Origin of the sequence: Pseudarthrobacter albicanus (assembly GCF_018224015.1) — a bacterium.
GTDB classification, from domain to species: domain Bacteria; phylum Actinomycetota; class Actinomycetes; order Actinomycetales; family Micrococcaceae; genus Arthrobacter; species Arthrobacter albicanus.
Genome location: NZ_JAGPOT010000115.1, coordinates 1 through 18,692 on the forward strand (window position 1 = coordinate 1; position 18,692 = coordinate 18,692).

An 18,692-nucleotide genomic window follows, 5' to 3' on the forward strand; every position below is an offset into this window, starting at 1 on the left:
AATTCCCGGGCCCCGGCCTCTCATTCCCAGGCCGTCAGCGGGCCGCCCAAAGCTCCGAAGAGCGGCCCGGAAGCCGTATCCCATCTCCGGATTGCCCCTTGTTCAGCGCTCTCCTAGCAGCGCCTGCGGCAGCGCCGCTTCACGGACCGGCAGCTTCACGGACGCAGGGGTCCGTGACATTCCTTTCCAAGCGTCCGGCATTCCGGCTATGATCTGTCTACTCTCATGTCGGGGGATAGAGATGCTACTTCTAAGCGGACAGCCTGGGGTTTACTGGCCGCAAAGCAGTATGAAGGAAACTAGATGTCGAGGGATTCGCTGGGCCGGGGGGATGTTTCCACTACATTGGCACCCGCCGAAGAAGAACAGGCTGCCGGTCCGGTCAACAGGCACAGGTGGTCCGGTCTCGCGCGCAGCGCCGACGCCGACCGGGTCCGGACGGCACTCCTCGCGGAGGACCGTATGGGCGTCGTCATCACCGGTGACCGCGGCGTGGGCAAATCACTCGTCGGCAGGACAGCCCTCGCGGGTTTGGGCCCGGATATCTACACTCTCCAGCTCCGCAGCTCGGGCCCTGGCGCCGCCACCCCGTATGGATGCCTTGCGTTCATCCTTGCGCGGCTGCCGCAGAGTTCCCTCGGATCGCCGACGGCCATCCTGCATGGAATAACCTCCCTGATCCACAGCGACGCCGCGGGACGAAGATGCGTCATCCTGCTGGACAATGCCGCCACCCTGGACGAGCTGAGCACCGGTGTGCTGCTGAACCTGCTCCAGACCCGGACCGCACGGCTGATAGCAACGGCCCAGCGCACCGCTGATCTTCCCCCCGACTTCTACTGGCTCATCACGTCAGGACAGCTGGCTGAGGTCCGGCTCGCCAACCTGACCGAGGTTGAAACCCTGGAGGTCCTGCAGGCCGCCCTCGGGCACCGGGTGTCGAGCGCGCTGGCCAGCCAGATGCACCAGCTGGTCGGCGGCAGCCCCACCCTGCTGCAGGCGGTTGTTTCCGAACAGATCGAACGCGGAAACCTCGTTTTGTCCGGATCGGTGTGGACCCTCGTCGACGAGGTGGTCCTGGACGGGCGCACCGCCCTGGAAGATATTGTCAGGGCGAGGTATGCCCGCGAGACGCCCGTGGCACGGGAGGTCATCGAAGTTCTTTCCTGCGCCCGGACCATGTCCCTGTCCCGGCTCGCGAGGATGTACAGCCCGGACATCATCGCGGACATGGAGGACGCGGGCCAGATCGTCGTCGACCGCACAGACCGCCACTTCGTCACGCTCGGCGACCGATACCTCGGTGACATCGTCCGCAACTGGCTCAGCGTCGAACGCCGGCTGGAGCTGCGGGACAAGGTCCCAGGACACCAGCAGCACGAGCTTGCCGAGCTGACCGTGGAAGACCTGCTCGCCTACGCGGCATGGACGCATGACTGCGGGGCCCAGCTCGCACCCGCCCATGCGCTGGCCGCGGCCAGCGCCGCCGTCAGACTCTTTGACCCCAAGTTCGCACTCAAATGCGCCAGCGGCCTGACCCCGGGGGACCGGGAGTGGGCAGAGGGGCAGTTGCAGAAATCGTCCGCCTACCTGCAGCTGGGTCTGCCCCTGCAGGCGATGTCGGCTCTGGACGATGTCACGGCGGCGCAGATCGACGCCCTCACGGCGGGAGCGTTTGCCGAATTTGTGGCGGCGAAAGCCGACTGCATGGCGTGGCTGGCGGACCGCTCCGGCAAGGTCCCCGAACTGATCCGGCAGGCACGGGCGCGGTTGGACGAACTCAGCAGGAACGAACCCGCCGCGGCCGGGGACGAGCTCTCCCGGGCGTCGCGGTGCCTGGACCTCTGCGAATTCAACTACCTGTCCTTCATCGGGGATTACCAGCCCATGATGGAACGGCTCCGCACGGCGGCCGCGGCCGGCGTTGACGCCGTCGATCCCGTCCACCGGCTCAGGTCCTCGATCATCCTGATGGAAGCGCTGTGCATGACGGGCAGGGAACTCGACGCCCGCCGGCTGATGCGTGAAATCGGCGGCCAGCTGGGCGAGTGGTCCAACGTCCCGCGGATCCGGGAGAATTTCGCCTGGCGGTCCTACAACGTCCTGCTCATGTCCGGACTCTGGCACGAGAGCATCGACATGCTTAAGGACGCCAGCGGCCGTGCCGGCCACGGGCTGCATTCCGGCAGCGCGGCGACGGACCTCGCAGTCGGTGTCGCCCTCGTCTACGCGGGCCGCGGCTACATGGCGCTGGACCCGCTGCTGGCCGCTATCGCCCAGCTTGAGGTCCGGTCGAGCCTGCACTCGTTGCGGCAGGCCTACGCCGCCACCGCCTTCGCCTACGCCCAGACGGGCAACTCGATCCAGGCGGCGGTCTACCTGGACCGTGCCCGGTCCGCAGACGGGGCCGCCCGGTTCACGGTCGGCACCTCCGCCGAATTCTGCCTGGACATGGCATCCCGGTGGCTGGGAGACCCGGAAGCCAGGGAACGGCTCGTGCGGTCGGCCGAACAGCACTTCCGGCAGGGCCGCTATACCCTCGCCGGCATCTGCATGCTCGGCGCCACCGTCAACGGCACCGCCAAGGACTTCCACTTCATGGAGGAGATCGCCGGTCTCCGGCAGGGTCCCCTGGCTGAGCTGTCCCGGATAGTCGCCATCGGCAGCAGGAAGAAGGACGCATCGATCATGCTCGAAGCCGCCGAACTGGCGGCCTCCCTGGAACTCGACACCGTCCAGGCGCGCTGCGCCGCCCTGGCCTTTGACTTTGCCAAGGCCGCAGGCCAGACCGGCAGCGCCAACGCGGCCTACAACATGCTCGAAAGCCTGTCGGAGACCGTTCCGGCCCTGCCCGTCGTGCCGCGGAACAAGGGTCCGCTGCTGACCGAGCGGGAGCGGCAAATAGCAACCCTTGCAGGCAACGGCGTGTCCAACAAGGACATCGCCCTGGATATCGGGATATCCGTGCGGACGGTGGAGGGTCATTTGTATCAGGTGTTCACAAAACTCGGAGTATCCTCGCGAAGTGATCTGCTTGGACTCATCTAGGACCCGCGCGGCCGCTGACCGTACTGAGCCGTCCCCCGCCCTGACCGGACGGACGGATGACCTGCAGTCGGCGCTGGCTGCCATCCAGGGCGGGACCCACGTGGCCGTCTTCCTGGTCGGGGACAGCGGCATCGGCAAGTCCACGCTCATGGAAACCATCGTGGCCGTGCTCGGTCCCGAGGTCACGGCCATCCGCGTCCATGGGAGCCCCTCGCTGACCAATGTTCCCTACGGCGTGCTCGGACCCTTCATCGTCGGCCTCCCGGTGCAGGAGGCGACGTCGCAACTGGCCGTCCTCAGAACGCTGTGGTCCCGTCTGGAGGCAGAGAAACACGCCACCCAGAAGCCCCTGCTGCTCATTGTCGACGACGCCCATGACCTGGACGAGGCGACGGCAGGGATCCTTGCCGAACTCGCCGCCGCCGGCTGGGCGAAACTCCTCGTGGGGGCGGCCGCCCGTCCCGGCCTGCCGGAACCGCTCCTGCAGCTGTGGTTTGAAGGCATAGCCGAACGGCACGACCTGCGGCCGCTGACCCTGGCCCAGACGACGGAGATGCTTGACCTCGAACTGGGTCCGCGGGTGCTGCCGACCGTCGCGGAAATCCTCTGGGAAGCGTCCGGCGGCAACCCGCTGCTGCTCAATGGCCTGATTACTGACGCCCGGAACGACGGAACGCTCCGCCAGCGCAACGGAGTGTGGCTGTTCACGCGGCAACTGAACAGCCACGGCGACCGCCTCACGGACGTCGTGCGAAGGCAGCTGCTCCGGCGCTCGCCGGACGAGCGGCAGGCCCTGAACCTGGTTGCCCTCGCGGAGCCGGTGCCCCGCGAACTGATCGAAGCGGTGGTCGGTGAAGACCCGGTGGCGGCACTGATCGAACACGAGCTGGTCCGGGTGTCGGCTGCCCCGCAGCCGGAACTGCGGCTGTGGCACGCCGTGTACGGGGATACGCTGCGGAACCTGATTTCCCCTGCCCGGAGCCTTCAGCTCCGGCAGAGCCTTCTGCGCCTGATGGACCATGAGCCAGTCTCGGCCGAAGGGCTGCTGCGCCACGTGAGCTGGTCGATGGAATGCGGAGCCGACATCGAGGACCGCCAGCTGCTCCGGGCCGCCGTCCTGGCCAGCAGGTTCCATGACGACGACCTGGCGCGCAAGGCAGCTTCCCTGGTCAAGGACCCGCAGCTGGCGATGCAGGCGCGGTCCGTGGTGGCACGGACCCACTACAACACGTCCGACTACGCCGCGGCCCTGGACATCCTGGCGGCTGATTTTGGCCGGGGCAACACGGTTGCCAGCCTGCTGGCGGGATCCCTGCTGTGGGCGGCTGTGCTTTCCGCGCTGGGCCACACCCCGGCGGAGATCATGCAACGGGCCGGGGCGCTCCTGCGCGCCGGGGAACAGCTGGCCAAAGACTACCCGGCGGACGCCGGGAGCATTCTGGCGGCCGTGAACGAACGCCTGGCGGCCATGCGCAGCATGGTCCTTTCCCTGGCAGGCGAGTACGAGGAAGATGCGCCGGCACCGCCGGCACGACCGGCCAACTGCCTCGAAGCGGCATTCCGGCTGTCCCTGGAAGCGGAACGGCTCCTCGTCCGGGGAAAGCCGGTCAGTGCGTTCGCGGAGGCGTCCAAGGCCCTGGACGCAGCGGCCGGCGTCCAGGCCGCAGGCGCCCTGGACGGTGAAATGTTTGACCTCACGGATTTCCTCGTCGTCCGCTCGGCGGCGGCAGCCATCCATGGCGGTGACTGGCAGGCGGCCCAGACCCTCCTGGCGGGCTTCGCCGCCGGATCCGGGCCGGTCCTGATCTCGTTCGGCGGGGGAGTGCACGCGGCGCGCGGAATCATCCTGCTGTACCAGGGGAAGGCCAGCCAGGCGCTGGACACCCTCAGCGCCGCGCTGGAAGCGTTGCGCCTGACGGATCCCCGGCAGCTCTTCGCGCTGACAGCCGCCATGGCCTTCGCCGCTGCCGCGGAGGTGGGCGCCAAGGAGAAGGCCGCACTGCTGCTGGCAGAATACGAATCCGCACCCGCGGCTGTCTCCCGGTACCTGCGTACCCTTTCCCGGATGGCAGTCGTCTACGGCAAGGCCCGCCTGGGCAACTACCCGGGTGCAACGGCAGAGCTTAAGCGCATGGGACGTCCCGATCCCGGCAAAAACACCGGAGGGCTTGAGCTCGACGCGCTCGCCTTCTGCCTCGCCCTCGGCGACCGGGATTCGGCGTCACGGCTGCTGGAGCTGAAGCCCGGGCTGGAAGGCCCCAGGGCAGCAGCTATCTGCGATTATGCGGGCGCCATCAGCACGGACCAGGCCGCGGACCACCTGGCGGCCGCGAAGAGCTGCGAAGCTGCCGAACTGTGGGGCTTCGCGGCCCTCGCCTATGATGCCGCGTCCCATGCCTACCGGGCCGCCGGCGACACGTTGAGGGAACGGATGGCGAGCGGGCAGCGGAAGCGCTGCCTGGAACGCGCCGACAACCGGGCCGGCGGGGATGCGGCAGAGTCCGAAGACCCGCTCGGAATCCTGACCCGGCGCGAGCGCGGCATCGTGGCCCTGGCGGTGCGCGGCCTGAGCGACCGGCAGATCGCCGCCGAGCTCCAGGTATCTGTCCGGACGGTCGAGGGCCACCTGTACCGGAGCTACGCCAAGCTCAACGTCAAGGGGCGCGAGCAACTCCCGGGGATTGCCGGAAACGGAAACGGAGCTTAGTCCTTGCCGTCCCGGAGGACGCTACGGCCACGGACACTTGATGCGGTCCGCCGACTACTTGGTCGGGGCCCGCGGGCTATCTGAGTACAGCCACGTAGACCCGGGACGAATACCCGCGGACGAATCGAGTACTACTTACGCATCCGTAATTTTGGCATAGTCCATAACGTGGACGTATCACTGGTCAAACTTTGATTGCGAAGGTCTCACTCATGTTTCAGCAAGACGCCGGCATGCCTGCGGGCAGCGGCAGAACAGACGCAGTTTCACCAGCACACCGGCTCCCCCAGGGACGGTATGACAAACCCTTCACGCGCCAGCAGATTGTGGCTGACGTCGTCGAGACGCTGACGTCAGGCTCAGGCTGCGGCGTCGTCCTCGTGGGGGACCACGGGGCGGGAAAATCCTTCATTGCCCAGCGGGCTTTGGAACAGCTTGGCGAGGACTACCTGGTGGTCCAGGTCCGGGGCAGCTCCATTTCCTCCAAACTTCCCTACGGCGCCCTGAGCGTCCTCCTGAACGACCTCGACGCTTCCCACCTGGAGCACCCGCTGATGGTGCTCAGGGGACTGACCCAACTGCTCCACACAAAATCGCAGGGGCGAAGCACTGTCCTCTTCGTGGATAACGCCCATGACCTCGACGAGCTCTCCAGCATGATGGTCGCCCAGCTCAGCGCCGGAGCACATGTCACCCTGCTGGCCGCCTGCGTGGACCTGCCCCATATAGGCGGGGACATCATGGGTCTGTGGAAGGACGACCTCCTCAGGCGGATGGACCTGGGCCCGTTCGACTTCACAGAGACCGCGGCAACGCTCAACCACGAGTACGGCGGCCGGTTTTCCCTCACGGCTGCCCGGACCCTGTGGAACGCCAGCGGAGGAAACGCCCTCTTCCTCCACTCCCTGGCCAGGGAACAGATCAAGCTCGGAACGGTGGTCCGCCAGGACGGTGTGTGGGTGCTGGGCCACGGGCCGATCGCATTGACCGGGGAGATCCGGGATGTCGTGAAAGCCCGGCTGAACCGGCTCAGCCCGGGCCAGCGCGACGTCTTTGAACTCCTGGCGCTGGCCGGCGCCGTCCCGCTGCAGACGCTCATGAGCATCGCCAACCCCGAGGACATGGATACCCTGCAGGAACGTGCCCTGATCCAGGTCAGCCATGACCATCCGCCGATGGTCAGCATCATCAATCCGGTCACGGCCGGAATCGTCGCCAGCGTGGTCCCTCCCGGACGAAGCGCTGAACTGCGCCGCCGGCTGACAGCCGTACTGCAGGATTCGGACCTTGAGGATGCCGGAGGTTCGATCGGCGTCGCCTGGGCCCTGGACTGCGGCGAGCAGGTGAGCACCGACGTCGCCCTGGCCGCGGCGCGTACGGCGAACAGCACCTCGGACCCGGCCGCGGCATTGAGGTTTATCCAGGAGATTGAAGGCTGCGAAGCCACCGCCGGAGTGGCCCTTGAGTCGGCCCGGGCCCACATCCTGGTGAACAACGATGAGTCGGCGCGCCGGATCCTCCACATGCTCGATCAGGCAGGCTCCGACGGGCTGCCGCTGGCCGAATGGACCTCGTTGCAGCTCCTGCGCGCGGAACTGGACAAGCGCAGTGCCGCCACGGTTGCCCAGGCCAGAGGCAGGCTGGAGGCCATCGGACAACGCCTTTCCGCCCAGCCTGACGGGCCAGGCGGCGCGGCGGCTCCGGCCCGGGAGCGGTTGCGCCGTGCCGAGGCCGAACTGGCTGTTTTCGAAGGCCGCTACCGGGACGTCCTTGCCCTGACCGAGGGCGCGGACACCGGCGATCTGGGCAGCGAGACAAACATCGTGACCGCCAGCCTGCGCTGCGAGGCAATGGCGGTCACCGGGAATGTAGCCGGCGCCTTCGACCTGGGCAAGCAGATACTCGCAGCGGCCGGAACGGTCCGCCTTGCCGACAGGTCCATGCGCGAGGTCAGGAGCCGTTTCCTGCTCCTGATGCTGCTTTCCGTGAAGTTCCGGGAGGCGTCCGTCTTCCTGGCCGAAACCTACGGGACGGGGGACACACAGGCACGTCTGGGCGGGATGTTCGAGATCGGGCAGGGCGTCATCGACCTTCATGCCGGGCTCCTTGACGAGGCCCTGCCGCGGCTCCGGGCCGGCATGTGGCAGTTGAGGGCCCAGGATCCTGATGCCCTCGGCGGCCTCGCCATGGCGGCCTGCGCCTACGCCGCAGGCCTGCAGGGGGATGAGGAGAACGCCGGCCTCCTGCTGGCAGAGCTGGCACAACTGCGGACTCCTGCCGCCTGGCTCGTGGCCCGCCTGACCCGGTATTTCGAGCTCTGCGCGCTCGCCGAACTCGGCCAGCGCGCGACGGCAATCCGCGCGCTCGCCGCAGAGGCAGACGGCGATGCGGCAGCATCGGCGCTGGCTCCGGCGCTCCTCTTCCTGTCCGCGGCGGCCAGGCTCGGGGACCGCCAGGTAAGCCAGAAGCTGGGCAGCCTTGGCAACGGGGTCGACGGGCAGTTCGCTGGCTTGTGCACCCGGTTGGCCGAGGGCATGAAGGAATCGGACAGCGAGCTGGTGCTGGCTGCCTCCAAGGAGGCCGAGGCCGCAGGGAACGCCGTTTTCGCGCGGGATGTGGCCCGCAAGGCCGTCAGCTACGCCAACGACGCCGGAAACCGGATCGCCCTGAGGACCGCGCAACGAGCCCAGCAGTCGCTCGATGACAGGTTCGGCAGCCCCAAGAATGGCCTGCATTCGCTGACCACGTCGACGCTGACCGCCAGGGAGTGCGAAGTGGCGGTCAGGGCCGCCGCCGGAACCTCCAACCGCAAAATAGCGGAGCAGATGCACGTTTCGGTCCGCACGGTGGAGGGCCACCTTTACCAGGTCTACTCGAAGCTGCATGTGGCCAGCAGATCGGAACTCAAAGATGTCATCTCCACACCGGCGGACAGCGCACGACTCGGCTGACCCCGTCCACACCCCCAGGACTCCCCGCGCGAAGCCTGGGCCGGCGGGAGGAACCGGAAAATGGAAAGCCTGGCTGACACCGCCGGGCTGATCGGGCACTCCGGCCTGATCAAGGATGTGGTGCGTTGCCTGCGCGACGACACCGGATCCGGCGCAATCATCGTAGGAAGCGCGGGAATCGGAAAGACCGCGGTGTCCAGGGCGGTACTCCGCGAGCTGAGGCCCCGGGCGACGGTGGTCCGTCTGCCGGCTACACGGGCATTGGCGGCGGTACCTTTCGGAGCCCTCGCACCCTACCTGTCGGCACTTCCCGACCGTGAACTCGACTCGTACGCCGCCGTCCTGGCAGAGTTGACAGGAAGCCTCAGGTCTGAGCCGGCCCCACCGCTTTTCGTGATCGACGACGCCCAGTGCCTGGACCGGGGGACGACCCAGCTGCTGGCCCGGGCCGTCGCCACCGGTGCTGCGCGGATGCTGGCCACGAGCCGGCCCGGTACGATGATTCCGGAGGAATTCCTGGCCCTCTGGGATGACGGAATCCTCGCGAAGTTTGACCTTGCCCCGCTCAGCCGGGTCGGGGTCCATCAACTGTGCGAACTGGTACTGCGGGCGGACGTCTCCCCGTGGGTCAGCGCGCTGTTCTACGATGTGGCCGGGGGCAACCCGCTGATGCTCCGGTCACTGCTGGAACACTCGCGTGCGAGCGGGGCCTTAGGACTTCGACACGGTGTCTGGTTTCTCCTCTCAGCGCCCGATCTGGGCGCCGTGCCGGCTGCCGATGTTGTGGACCTGCAGTTCCGCTTCATGACGCCCGAGGAGAAGACCGCCGCCGCCATCATTGCCCTCGCGGGGCCACTTTCGCTGGGCCAGATCCTCCGCTTCAGCAGCCCCAGGGCCGTCGATGCACTGGAAACGGCCGGATTGATCAGCATCTCCCCGGGCCATGAGCGCATCGTACTGCCGGCGAACCCGTTTGTGGGCGAAATCATCCGCCGCCGGGTCCCTGCCGGCCGGAGCGCGGATTTGCGGAGCAGCGTTCTGGCCTTTCCCCTGGCCGGCGCCGTCCGTCCGGAAACGCTTCTGAATCAGCTGCTATGGTCCCTGGACTGCGGAGCCTGCATCCCGCCCGGGGAGTTGCTGCAGGCGGCCGTGTCATCCAATGTGGCCCTGGACACGGCGACCGCGGCCAGGGCTGCCGGGGCCGTCCGGGACGAGGCGTTCCTCCCGGACGCCGGAGTCCAGCTTGCCTATTCCAGCTTCATGCTCGGCAGGCGGGAGGCGGCTGCCGGCTACCTGAAATCGGCCCAGCCGCTGCGCTACGGGCGATCCTCCTATCTGGCCGCGCTGCTGGCCGGGCGGCTCGGGCGCCCCGGGTTATCCCCGGAACTGCGGCGCGAATCAGCCGAAGCCTCCGCGGATGAGGCAGGGCCGGCCCAAGGCGGCCCCCTGTGGACGCAGTCCCCCGCCGCAGGCATGGCCGCGGCAATCATGAACAGCAGCTGGGACGGGCAGTTCCCGGCTTTTGAGGCCAGCGTGAGGGAACTCGCCGACGCTGCCGTGGCCATTCCGGAAATCCGCGTTCCAGCCCTGTCGCTCCTGGCGGAACTGTGGACCGCCCAAGGACGGCTGGTGCCGGGGCTGCGGCTGGACCGGGAGGCCTGGCAGGGCGCCCAACGCGCAACCGTGGCTCTTCCGCTCGTCTATGAGGACCTGGTCGAGCGCCATTGCCTGAACCTGATCCGGGCCGCGGCATGGGACGAACTGGCAGCGGTGCTGGACAATGACGCCGCACGCCACCCCACCCGCCTCCTGTTCAGTGGAGGCATGCTCCACCTGCTGAGAGGCTTCTCCCGGCTGCGCCAGGGCCGGATGCCAGAAAGCCGCGCCGAGTTGCTGCTGGGCGTGGAGGAACTACTGATCGCGGACCCGCTGAATGTCCTGCCGTTTGCGCACTCCGCCGCCGCGTACGCCGCTGCCGCCGTGGGGCGTCCCGGCGAGGCTGACGAGCAGTCGCGGGCCTTCCGGATGTCTGTCTACCGTGAACCGAGGACCCTTCGGTTGCTGGCGGAAGCGTACTGCAGCGCGGCGGAACTGGCCACGGGGATCGATCGCGGCGGCCGGAACGGGCTGGTCCAGCTGGCAGACGAGGCGCGGCAACAAGGCCTGAGGGGCGTCGAAACCGACATCAGACGGCTCGCCCTCCGGAGCGGAAATGCCGGGAGTGCGCAGGCGCTCGCCGCGAGCAGCAGCGCCGTCGAAGGGCCCGAGGCGAGGCTGCTGGAGGCCTTCGCCCGTGCCGTTGCCGCAACGGATGTGACCGAACTGATCGGGATCAGTGATGACGCGCTGGACGCGGGCCATCTGCTGCTGGCACTTGAAGCAGCCCAGCAGGCCGCGGTGTTCCTTGAGCACGATCCCGAGCGCCGGCGGCTCACCGCGGTGCAGCGCCGGGTGCATCGCCGATTGGTTGCCGCCGGCATGTCTCCGCACATGGATATCGTCCGGGGCGAAGCCGACAGCGGGCTGACGGTGCGGGAATCGGAAATCCTTGAACTGGTATCCGGCGGGTCCACGAACGCTGACATTGCCACCGGGCTTTGCGTATCCCAGCGGACCGTGGAGGGACACCTGTCCAGGATTTTTGCCAAGCTCGGGGTCACCGGGCGGTTGGAACTCCTCGCTCGGGCCCGCCACTCCTGACCGGCCGGCAGCCGGCTGCCGGGCCAGCAGTCGCCCGCCGGGCAGCAGCCCGAGACGCTTCCGCGTACAGCACGAGTGGCCCGAAAGCCCCGCGGGAGTACCCCTAGGTAGTGGGACCCAGATAGTGCAAAAGAAGTCGCGTAAATGCTACGCGTGTGCTAATGGGGCCTTGGCGGTTGACTTAAGTCAGTCCCAGGAACAACTCACAAAGGTCTCAAAATGAGCAACTTCAGGGCGGTGATCGACCGCGGGCACAACCGGCAACATGGTCTGGCCACGAACTTCATCTTGATTGCTGATGAAGTCGCTGCCACCATTGGAAGTGGTCGCGTCAAAACCTCCCTTCACCGAACTCCTTCATTGGAACCGCACGGTGCCGTAACCGGCAGCCGGGCGCCAAGGTCGGAGCCGGCGGCGTCAGAGCCTTCTGAGACCGAGGCTCTCCCCCCAGCCGCCGCCGGCTCCCTTAAACGGTCTGCACCACGCAAAGACGGGGAAGCGGGATGGGCGCGGTAGATGAGCGCCGCGGGGGATATCGCTCAAGGGTCCGGGTGATCCGCCGCCCCGCGCCGGCCCTGGCTGCCGGGACCCTCGGCCAGCCGTGGGGTATCGAACAGGATTTTCCGGCAGCACGGGTTGACTCGGGGAAGTCCTGGGCCAAACGCTACCGCCGCTGGCTCAGGGCCACGGGCACCGCCATTGTGGCCATCGTCATGGCCGCCGCCTAGGCTTTCCACTTCGAACCCGGCACGCCGATTTTGGCCCGGCCGGCGGTCGGCGGCTCCTACCTCGCCATCAGCGTTGCCATCCTGCTGGTGTGGGTCCTGGCCCTGGAAGTGCACCGCACCCGTGAGGAGACCGTACTTGGAATCGGCTCCGAGGAATACGAGAGGGTCATGGACGCCACGCTGGGCGTCTTCGGCGGCATCGCCATTCTCGTTCTCCTCCTGGGCATCGACGTGGTCCGCAGCCACTTTGCCCTGGCCCTCCCCGGGGGAGCCCTGCTGCTCCTGATCAACCGCTGGCAATGGCGGGCCTGGCTGAACTGGCAGCGGCACTACGGCCGTCACCTCCGTCAGGGAGGGGGTGCCTGGGTGGCCTTCGGACAGGACCCGGATGCGCCCTGCCGCGCCGACGCCGGACCGCCCGTTGAGTTCCGCCGGGTGCGGGTGCGCCCGGCGGCAGCAACAGCAGCTGCCAGGGGCAGCTGCACGGACGTGGGATAATTACGCTTAATGTATGTGACGTATTAGTTCCGCCCGGCCGCCGGGCCCGGCGGAAGGTGCGTCCCAGCCAAAGCCGATCCAGGAGTCTCCGCCATGGTTGTTACCCCAGCCCATCTCAGCCGCGCTGCCGCGACGCTGGGAAACGACGAGGTCCGCAGGATCCGCAACGACTTCCCGATCCTCCACCAGTCCGTCAACGGCAAGCCGCTCATCTACCTGGACTCCGGGGCGACCTCGCAAAACCCGCTCAGTGTCCTGGAAGCGGAGCAGGAATTCTATGAACAGCGGAACTCGGCGGTCCACCGCGGCGCCCATCACCTCGCCGTGGAGGCCACCGAGGTCTTCGAAAGCGCCAGGGAAACGGTGGCGGCCTTCATCGGGGCGGGGTGGGACGAGCTCATCTGGACCTCGAACGCCACCGAGGGCCTGAACCTGCTCAGCTACGCCTTCCTCAACGCCTCGCTGCCCGGCGCCGCCCCCGAGGCCGCACGCTTTGCCCTGGCGCCGGGGGACGAACTGGTGGTCACCGAGATGGAGCACCACGCCAACCTGATTCCCTGGCAGCAGCTGGCCGAACGGACCGGCGCCACCCTGAAGTTCATCCCCGTGGACGACGACGGGGCCCTGGACCTCGAGGCGGCCGCCCGCATCATCGGCAGCCGGACCCGCGTCCTGGCCTTCACCCACGCCTCCAACGTCCTCGGCACGATCAACCCGGTCGACAGGCTTGTGGCCCTGGCCCGGGCCGCGGGGGCCCTCGTGGTGCTCGACGCCTGCCAATCGGCGCCGCACCTGCCCCTGGACGTCAAGGCCCTGGACGTGGACTTCGCCGTGTTCTCCGGCCACAAGATGCTGGCGCCCACGGGGATCGGCGGGCTGTACGGCCGGTCCGAGCTGCTCAACGCGATGCCCCCGTTCCTGACCGGCGGCTCAATGATCACCACCGTCACCATGGAGCGGGCCGCCTTCCTGCCCAGTCCGCAGCGCTTCGAGGCCGGCACGCAGAGGATCTCGCAGGCCATAGCCCTGGCCGCCGCCGCGAACTACCTCAGCGAGACCGGGCTTTCCCGGATCCACGGCTGGGAAGCGGAGCTCGGGCAGCGCCTCGTTCAAGGCCTGGAGTCCATCCCGGGGATCCGGGTGCTGGGCCCGGCCGCCGGCCAGGACCGGATCGGCCTGGCGGCCTTCGACGTCGCCGGAGTGCACGCGCACGACGTCGGGCAGTTCCTCGACAGCCGCGGCATCGCCGTGCGGGTGGGGCACCACTGTGCCCAGCCGCTGCACCGCAGGCTCGGACTGACCGCGAGCACCCGCGCCAGCACCTACCTTTACAACACGACGGACGATGTGGACGCGTTCCTGAACGCCGTTGCCGACGTCCGCGCCTACTTCCAAGCCTGAGGACGGCAGTACATGAGTCTCGACCAGCTTTACCAGCAGATCATCCTGGAACACGCCAAGGCCCGGCACGGCAGCGGCCTGGCCGGAGCCGCGGTGCCGGACGGCGCGAGCACCGGACAGTCGCACCAGCTCAATCCGGTCTGCGGGGACGAGATCACCGTCCGCGTCGCCACGGCCGGCGGAAAAGTCAGCGAGCTGCGCTGGGACGGCGACGGCTGTTCGATCTCCATGGCCTCGGCGTCCGTGCTGACGGAGCTGGCCGAGGGCCTGACGGCCGAGGAGTTCCGCACCATAATCGACAGTTTCCGTGAGGTGCTGCGCTCCCGTGGCAAGGTGGCCGCCGATCCCGAGATCCTGGGGGACGCCGCCGCCTTTGAGGGCGTGGCCCGGTACGCCGCCAGGGTCAAATGCGCCATGCTGTCCTGGGTGGCGGCCGAGGACGCCCTCGGCCAGGCACTGGCTCGCTGAGCGCCGGCTGAATCAGACCGGCTGCCGGGCAGACGTCAGCGCAGGCCTCAGGGCCGGCCGAGGCCCTTGTAGGTCCAGCCTGCGGCACGCCATTTGGCGGGGTCCAGGACGTTGCGGCCGTCGAGGATGCGCGGCGCCGACACGAGCGCCTTCGTCTCATGCGGATCCAGTTCACGGTACAGCTGCCACTCGGTCAGCAGCAGCACGGCGTCGGCCTTGAGCAGGGCGGTCTCCAGGTCCGGCTCCATCGGCAGCTCCGGAAAGCGCCTGGCTGCATTGTCGAGGGCCTGGGGGTCGGTGACGGTGACCACGGCACCCTGAAGCTGGAGCTGCGCGGCCGCGCTCAGGGCCGGCGAGTCCCGCACGTCGTCGCTTTCGGGTTTGAAGGCGGCTCCCAGCACGGCGATCCGCTGGCCCATCAGGGTGCCGCCGCAGAGCTCGCGGGTAAGTTCCACCACGCGGGTCCGGCGCCGCATATTGATGGCGTCCACCTCCCGCAGGAACGTCAGGGCCTGGTCTGCCCCCAGTTCCCCTGCGCGTGCCATGAACGCCCGGATGTCCTTGGGCAGGCAGCCGCCGCCGAAGCCGATGCCGGCGTTGAGGAACCTCCTGCCGATCCGCTCATCGAGTCCGATCGCATCGGCCAGCCGGGTGACATCGGCTCCCGTGGCTTCGCAGACCTCGGCCATGGCGTTGATGAAGGAAATCTTCGTGGCGAGGAAGGAATTGGCCGCCGTCTTCACCAGTTCCGCGGTGGCGTAGTCCATCACGAGCCGCGGCGTCCCGCCCGCAAGGGCTTTATCGTAGACCCGGTCCAGGACGGCCACGGCAGGGTTGTCTTCGCTGCCGTCCGGCATGCCGTAGACGAACCGGTCCGGATTCAGGGTGTCCGTGACCGCGTGCCCTTCGCGCAGGAACTCCGGGTTCCAGACCAAGGTGGCGCCGGGCTCGGTGTCCGCGATGACGTCGGCGAGCCGCGCCGCGGTGCCGACCGGTACGGTGGACTTTCCTGCGATCACGTCGCCCGGGGAGACATGGGCGGCCAGGGATGCGATCGCGGCGTCGACGAACCGGAGGTCGGCGCCGTTCTCGCCGCGTTTCTGCGGCGTGCCCACGCAGATGAAATGGACCTCGCAGCCGCGGGCCGCCGACATGTCGGTGGTGAACCGCAATCGCCCGGATTCCTCGAGTTCGGACAGGAGATCATCCAGGACCGGTTCATAAAACGGGGCGTGGGCCGCCGAGAGCTGCGCCACCTTGCCCTCGTCGAGGTCGATGCCGACCACCTCGTGGCCGAGTTTCGCCATGCACGCCGCATGGACCGCGCCAAGATAACCGCACCCGATAACCGAGATCCGCATTCCGATATCCTCCCCCATGGTGTGTTCACAGCGTACGTGCTGGGGGCGGGATTTGCGCGGTTTTGCGGCGCGTCGTGGCCGGCAGCGCCAACCCTGCAGCGGATCAGCCGAGCAGCCCGGCGATCCCGATTGCCGCCGTCGCGGCGCCGAGCACCATCGAGATGCTGACGAGGACGACGTGGACGGTCAGGAAGCGCGTGGCCTTGCCGCCGGCGTCGCGGGCCCGCGGGTCCTTCATCACCCGGCGCAGGAACTGCGGCCAGACGACGAGGGACCAGATGCCGGCGAAGATCAGGACGACAGCCAGGAAAGCGGGCAACTCCATGCCGCTAGTGGCTTTCGAGCCAGGCCTGGGCCTGCTGGGACTGGATGTTCAGGGCCTTGCCGACCATCGGTTCGGCCGCTTCGGCGATCTTGCCGCCGAGGAACGGCACCGGGGACGTGACGGTGCCCTCCAGCTCGATCCGGGTGCTGCCGCCGTCGGACACGAGCCGCTGGACGGCGCTGACGTCCAGCGGCGCTCCGGCGATCTTCAGGGAGATGCTGCTCTGCCGTGAGCCATCCGGAGCCGGGGCGTCCCAGGTCTCCAGCTGGGTGACCTTGAGGCTTTCGCCGACGAACTTCCGCGCAATGTCCGGGAACCGGGTGGTCGGGACGGTGCGGACGGTGGTGGTGCTGAAGGCGCCGGCGGGGTCGCCGTCGACGGCGAAGGATTCAAGGGTGCCGCCGACGAGCTCGCTCGTGTGGCGCAGGAAGTCCTCATTGACGAAAACAGCGGCGACGCGGTCAACGCTGTGCGGAACGGTGGTGGATGCACTCAAAGGCATTGGGGGTTCTCCGTGGGGTGTGGCTGGACGGTTCGGGCTCCCAACATCCTACGGTGTGGGCCCGGCCGGCTCCGATTCGAGGTCCGCCAGTCCGTGCGCCGCGGCCGTGATATTCCGCGACATGGCGGGGAATATCAGGCTGTGGAACGGCAGCACCGCCAGCCAGTAGAGGCGCCCGCCCAGGCCCTTGGGGAAGAAGATTGCCCGCTGCCGGTAGCGGCTTCCGGTGCCGTCCGGCTCCACCGAGAGCTCCAGCCAGGCCCGGCCCGGAGCCCGCATTTCGGCGCGCAGCCGCAGCAGCCGGCCGCGGTCGATCCGCTCGACGCGCCACCAGTCCACGGCTTCGCCTTCGGCCAGCAGATGCGGGTGCCGCCGGCCGCGCAGCAGTCCCGCGCCTCCCGTGATCTTGTCCAGCCAGCCCCGCACCCGCCACGCCAGCGGCAGCGAGTACCAGCCGTTGCGGCCGCCGATCCCTTCGATGATGGTCCAGACGTGCCCGGGGGCCACCGGGCTGGAATACGTCCGTTCATCGACGTACACCCGGTGGCCGGCCCAGTCCGGGTCGCTGGGGAGGGGATCGGCGTCGGCGCCGGCGCTGGCCCAGGTGGTCTCCACCTGCCCGTCGCGCTCCTTGGCCAGGGCGAGGGCCACCGCGCGCCGGTACCCGGTCAGGCCGCCCTCCGGGAGGGGGACATAGGAATCGATGCCATGTTCCCGCGAGACGGCGTCGTGCTGGAGGGATTCCACGAGCGGCAGCGACATGGACAGCGGAATCGGGGTCACGAGAGCCACCCACAGCCCGGCCAGCCGGGGCGCAGGGACCGGCAGGGCGAGCACCGGCCGCCGCGGCAGCCCGGCTTCGGCGGCGTACTCCTTCATCATTCCCGCGTAGCTCAGGACCTCGCGGCAGCCGATGTCGAAGGTGCGGTTGACCGGGCCCTCGAGGGACGCCGCCGCGACCAGGTAGCGGAGGACATCGCGGACCGCGATGGCCTCGATCTTGTTGCGCACCCAGCTGGGGGCCGGCATCAAGGGCATTGTCTCGGCCAGGTGCCGGATCATTTCGAAGGACGCCGAGCCGGAGCCGATCACGACGCCGGCCTGGAAGACGACGGCGTCCACCGGACCGTCGAGGAAGACCCTGCCGACGGCCTCGCGCGAGCGCATGTGGGTGGACAGTGCGGCGTTGGCCGGGTGCAGGCCGCCCAGATAGACGATCCTGCCCACGCCGGCCGGGACTGCCGCCGCGGCGGCAGTCCCGGCCATCGCCTGTTCCCTGGCTTCGAAGCCCGTTCCGGCGGCCATCGAATGGACCAGGTAGTACAGGACGTCGACGCCGTCGAGCGCCGCACGCAGGGCGGCGCCGTCGTCGAGACTGCTCCGGATGACCTCCACGTCCTCCAGCCACGGCACGCCGGCGATCTTGGCCGGGGTCCGGACGAGGACCCTGACGGTGTGGCCGGCTTCCAGCAGCCGGGGGACCAGCCGGCCGCCGATGTAGCCGGTGGCGCCGGTGACCAGGACTGTCTTGGGGTCTGCTGCGGGGGTGCCGTTCATGGGTGGCTCCTTGTCGTGGCGCATGGTCGTTGTGCCTGGTCATTGCCCATGCAAGCCATTCGGCGTGCCGGCGGCCGCGGACCGGTATGTATTGCCAGCTTAATTGCCAGCCTAACCCCAATACCGTTCAGTTAATAATTAGGATGTGTACTTGAGGATTTTGGGTGGGTTGCGGATGCTGGGCATGGTGCGCGCGTTTGGCGGCCCATTTGATGACCTTGCGTTTGACTACCCGGGGATTGGAGCGTTGCCGCCGCGGTGGGTTGAGCCGTTTGATGAGTTTGCAGATGGCCTTGATCCAGAGCACGGCGGTCGCCGTGGTGTCACGAGGGGGGAAAATCGCCCTGGGCGACGGACCGCCGGGCGATGTTCAGGGTTGCGATAAACGAGACCCGGTCGGGGTCGACCCCCGCTTCGGAGGCCACCGCGAACATTAGGGTTCGCAG

Annotated in this window: 12 protein-coding genes; 8 read left to right on the top strand and 4 right to left on the bottom strand. The window is 68.2% G+C overall.

Features of this window, described 5'->3' with window-relative positions; all coding sequences use genetic code 11:
• The first annotated feature begins 303 nt into the window (after positions 1-303).
• From J9611_RS19570 to sufU, 8 genes are all read left to right on the top strand, one after another.
• Entirely contained in the window at positions 304-3,048 is a 2,745-nt protein-coding gene (locus J9611_RS19570) for a helix-turn-helix transcriptional regulator (protein WP_211882725.1), read from the top strand.
• A complete protein-coding gene (locus J9611_RS19575; RefSeq protein ID WP_211882726.1) occupies positions 3,035-5,755 on the top strand; it encodes a LuxR C-terminal-related transcriptional regulator in 2,721 nt (906 codons plus the stop codon). Before J9611_RS19570 ends, J9611_RS19575 begins: the two co-directional genes overlap by 14 nt.
• Before the next feature lie 212 nt (positions 5,756-5,967).
• Positions 5,968-8,706, top strand: coding sequence for a helix-turn-helix transcriptional regulator (locus J9611_RS19580; RefSeq protein WP_211882727.1), 2,739 nt, complete (start codon positions 5,968-5,970; stop codon positions 8,704-8,706).
• A gap of 60 nt (positions 8,707-8,766) precedes the next feature.
• The gene (locus J9611_RS19585) at positions 8,767-11,406 is read left to right on the top strand and encodes a helix-turn-helix transcriptional regulator (RefSeq protein WP_211882728.1); all 2,640 of its coding nucleotides are present in this window, start codon (positions 8,767-8,769) and stop codon (positions 11,404-11,406) included.
• 503 nt (positions 11,407-11,909) lie between these two features.
• On the top strand, positions 11,910-12,134 hold the full coding sequence (locus tag J9611_RS19590) for a hypothetical protein (RefSeq protein ID WP_211882729.1): 225 nt from the start codon (positions 11,910-11,912) through the stop codon (positions 12,132-12,134).
• Positions 12,135-12,164: 30 nt separating this feature from the next.
• Complete coding sequence (locus J9611_RS19595; protein ID WP_211882730.1) at positions 12,165-12,632, top strand: hypothetical protein; 468 nt, start codon at positions 12,165-12,167, stop codon at positions 12,630-12,632.
• 93 nt (positions 12,633-12,725) lie between these two features.
• Positions 12,726-14,033, top strand: a complete 1,308-nt coding sequence (locus tag J9611_RS19600) for a SufS family cysteine desulfurase (protein WP_211882731.1) — start codon at positions 12,726-12,728, stop codon at positions 14,031-14,033.
• 12 nt (positions 14,034-14,045) lie between these two features.
• Positions 14,046-14,501, top strand: coding sequence for a Fe-S cluster assembly sulfur transfer protein SufU (sufU, locus tag J9611_RS19605; RefSeq protein WP_211882732.1), 456 nt, complete (start codon positions 14,046-14,048; stop codon positions 14,499-14,501).
• A gap of 47 nt (positions 14,502-14,548) precedes the next feature.
• Here sufU and J9611_RS19610 read toward each other — a convergent pair whose 3' ends face one another.
• The 4 genes from J9611_RS19610 to J9611_RS19625 form a co-directional block, all read right to left on the bottom strand.
• On the bottom strand, positions 14,549-15,862 hold the full coding sequence (locus J9611_RS19610; RefSeq protein WP_211882733.1) for a UDP-glucose dehydrogenase family protein: 1,314 nt from the start codon (positions 15,860-15,862) through the stop codon (positions 14,549-14,551).
• A 103-nt stretch (positions 15,863-15,965) separates the two neighbouring features.
• Complete coding sequence (locus tag J9611_RS19615; RefSeq protein WP_211882734.1) at positions 15,966-16,187, bottom strand: SCO4848 family membrane protein; 222 nt, start codon at positions 16,185-16,187, stop codon at positions 15,966-15,968.
• 4 nt (positions 16,188-16,191) lie between these two features.
• Positions 16,192-16,689: a DUF2505 domain-containing protein gene (locus J9611_RS19620; protein ID WP_211882735.1), complete on the bottom strand. Its 498-nt coding sequence runs from the start codon at positions 16,687-16,689 to the stop codon at positions 16,192-16,194.
• 48 nt (positions 16,690-16,737) lie between these two features.
• Positions 16,738-18,246: an SDR family oxidoreductase gene (locus tag J9611_RS19625; RefSeq protein WP_211882736.1), complete on the bottom strand. Its 1,509-nt coding sequence runs from the start codon at positions 18,244-18,246 to the stop codon at positions 16,738-16,740.
• Positions 18,247-18,692 lie beyond the last annotated feature (446 nt).

What these genes read in the sequence shown, in the direction of transcription:
- J9611_RS19570 (WP_211882725.1), top strand. Translation starts at nt 304, where the DNA reads ATGTCGAGGGATTCGCTGGGCCGGGGGGATGTTTCCACTACATTGGCA.
- J9611_RS19580 (WP_211882727.1), top strand. Translation starts at nt 5,968, where the DNA reads ATGTTTCAGCAAGACGCCGGCATGCCTGCGGGCAGCGGCAGAACAGAC.
- J9611_RS19585 (WP_211882728.1), top strand. Translation starts at nt 8,767, where the DNA reads ATGGAAAGCCTGGCTGACACCGCCGGGCTGATCGGGCACTCCGGCCTG.
- J9611_RS19590 (WP_211882729.1), top strand. Translation starts at nt 11,910, where the DNA reads ATGGGCGCGGTAGATGAGCGCCGCGGGGGATATCGCTCAAGGGTCCGG.
- J9611_RS19600 (WP_211882731.1), top strand. Translation starts at nt 12,726, where the DNA reads ATGGTTGTTACCCCAGCCCATCTCAGCCGCGCTGCCGCGACGCTGGGA.
- sufU (WP_211882732.1), top strand. Translation starts at nt 14,046, where the DNA reads ATGAGTCTCGACCAGCTTTACCAGCAGATCATCCTGGAACACGCCAAG.
- J9611_RS19610 (WP_211882733.1), bottom strand. Translation starts at nt 15,862, where the DNA reads ATGCGGATCTCGGTTATCGGGTGCGGTTATCTTGGCGCGGTCCATGCG.
- J9611_RS19615 (WP_211882734.1), bottom strand. Translation starts at nt 16,187, where the DNA reads ATGGAGTTGCCCGCTTTCCTGGCTGTCGTCCTGATCTTCGCCGGCATC.
- J9611_RS19620 (WP_211882735.1), bottom strand. Translation starts at nt 16,689, where the DNA reads ATGCCTTTGAGTGCATCCACCACCGTTCCGCACAGCGTTGACCGCGTC.
- J9611_RS19625 (WP_211882736.1), bottom strand. Translation starts at nt 18,246, where the DNA reads ATGAACGGCACCCCCGCAGCAGACCCCAAGACAGTCCTGGTCACCGGC.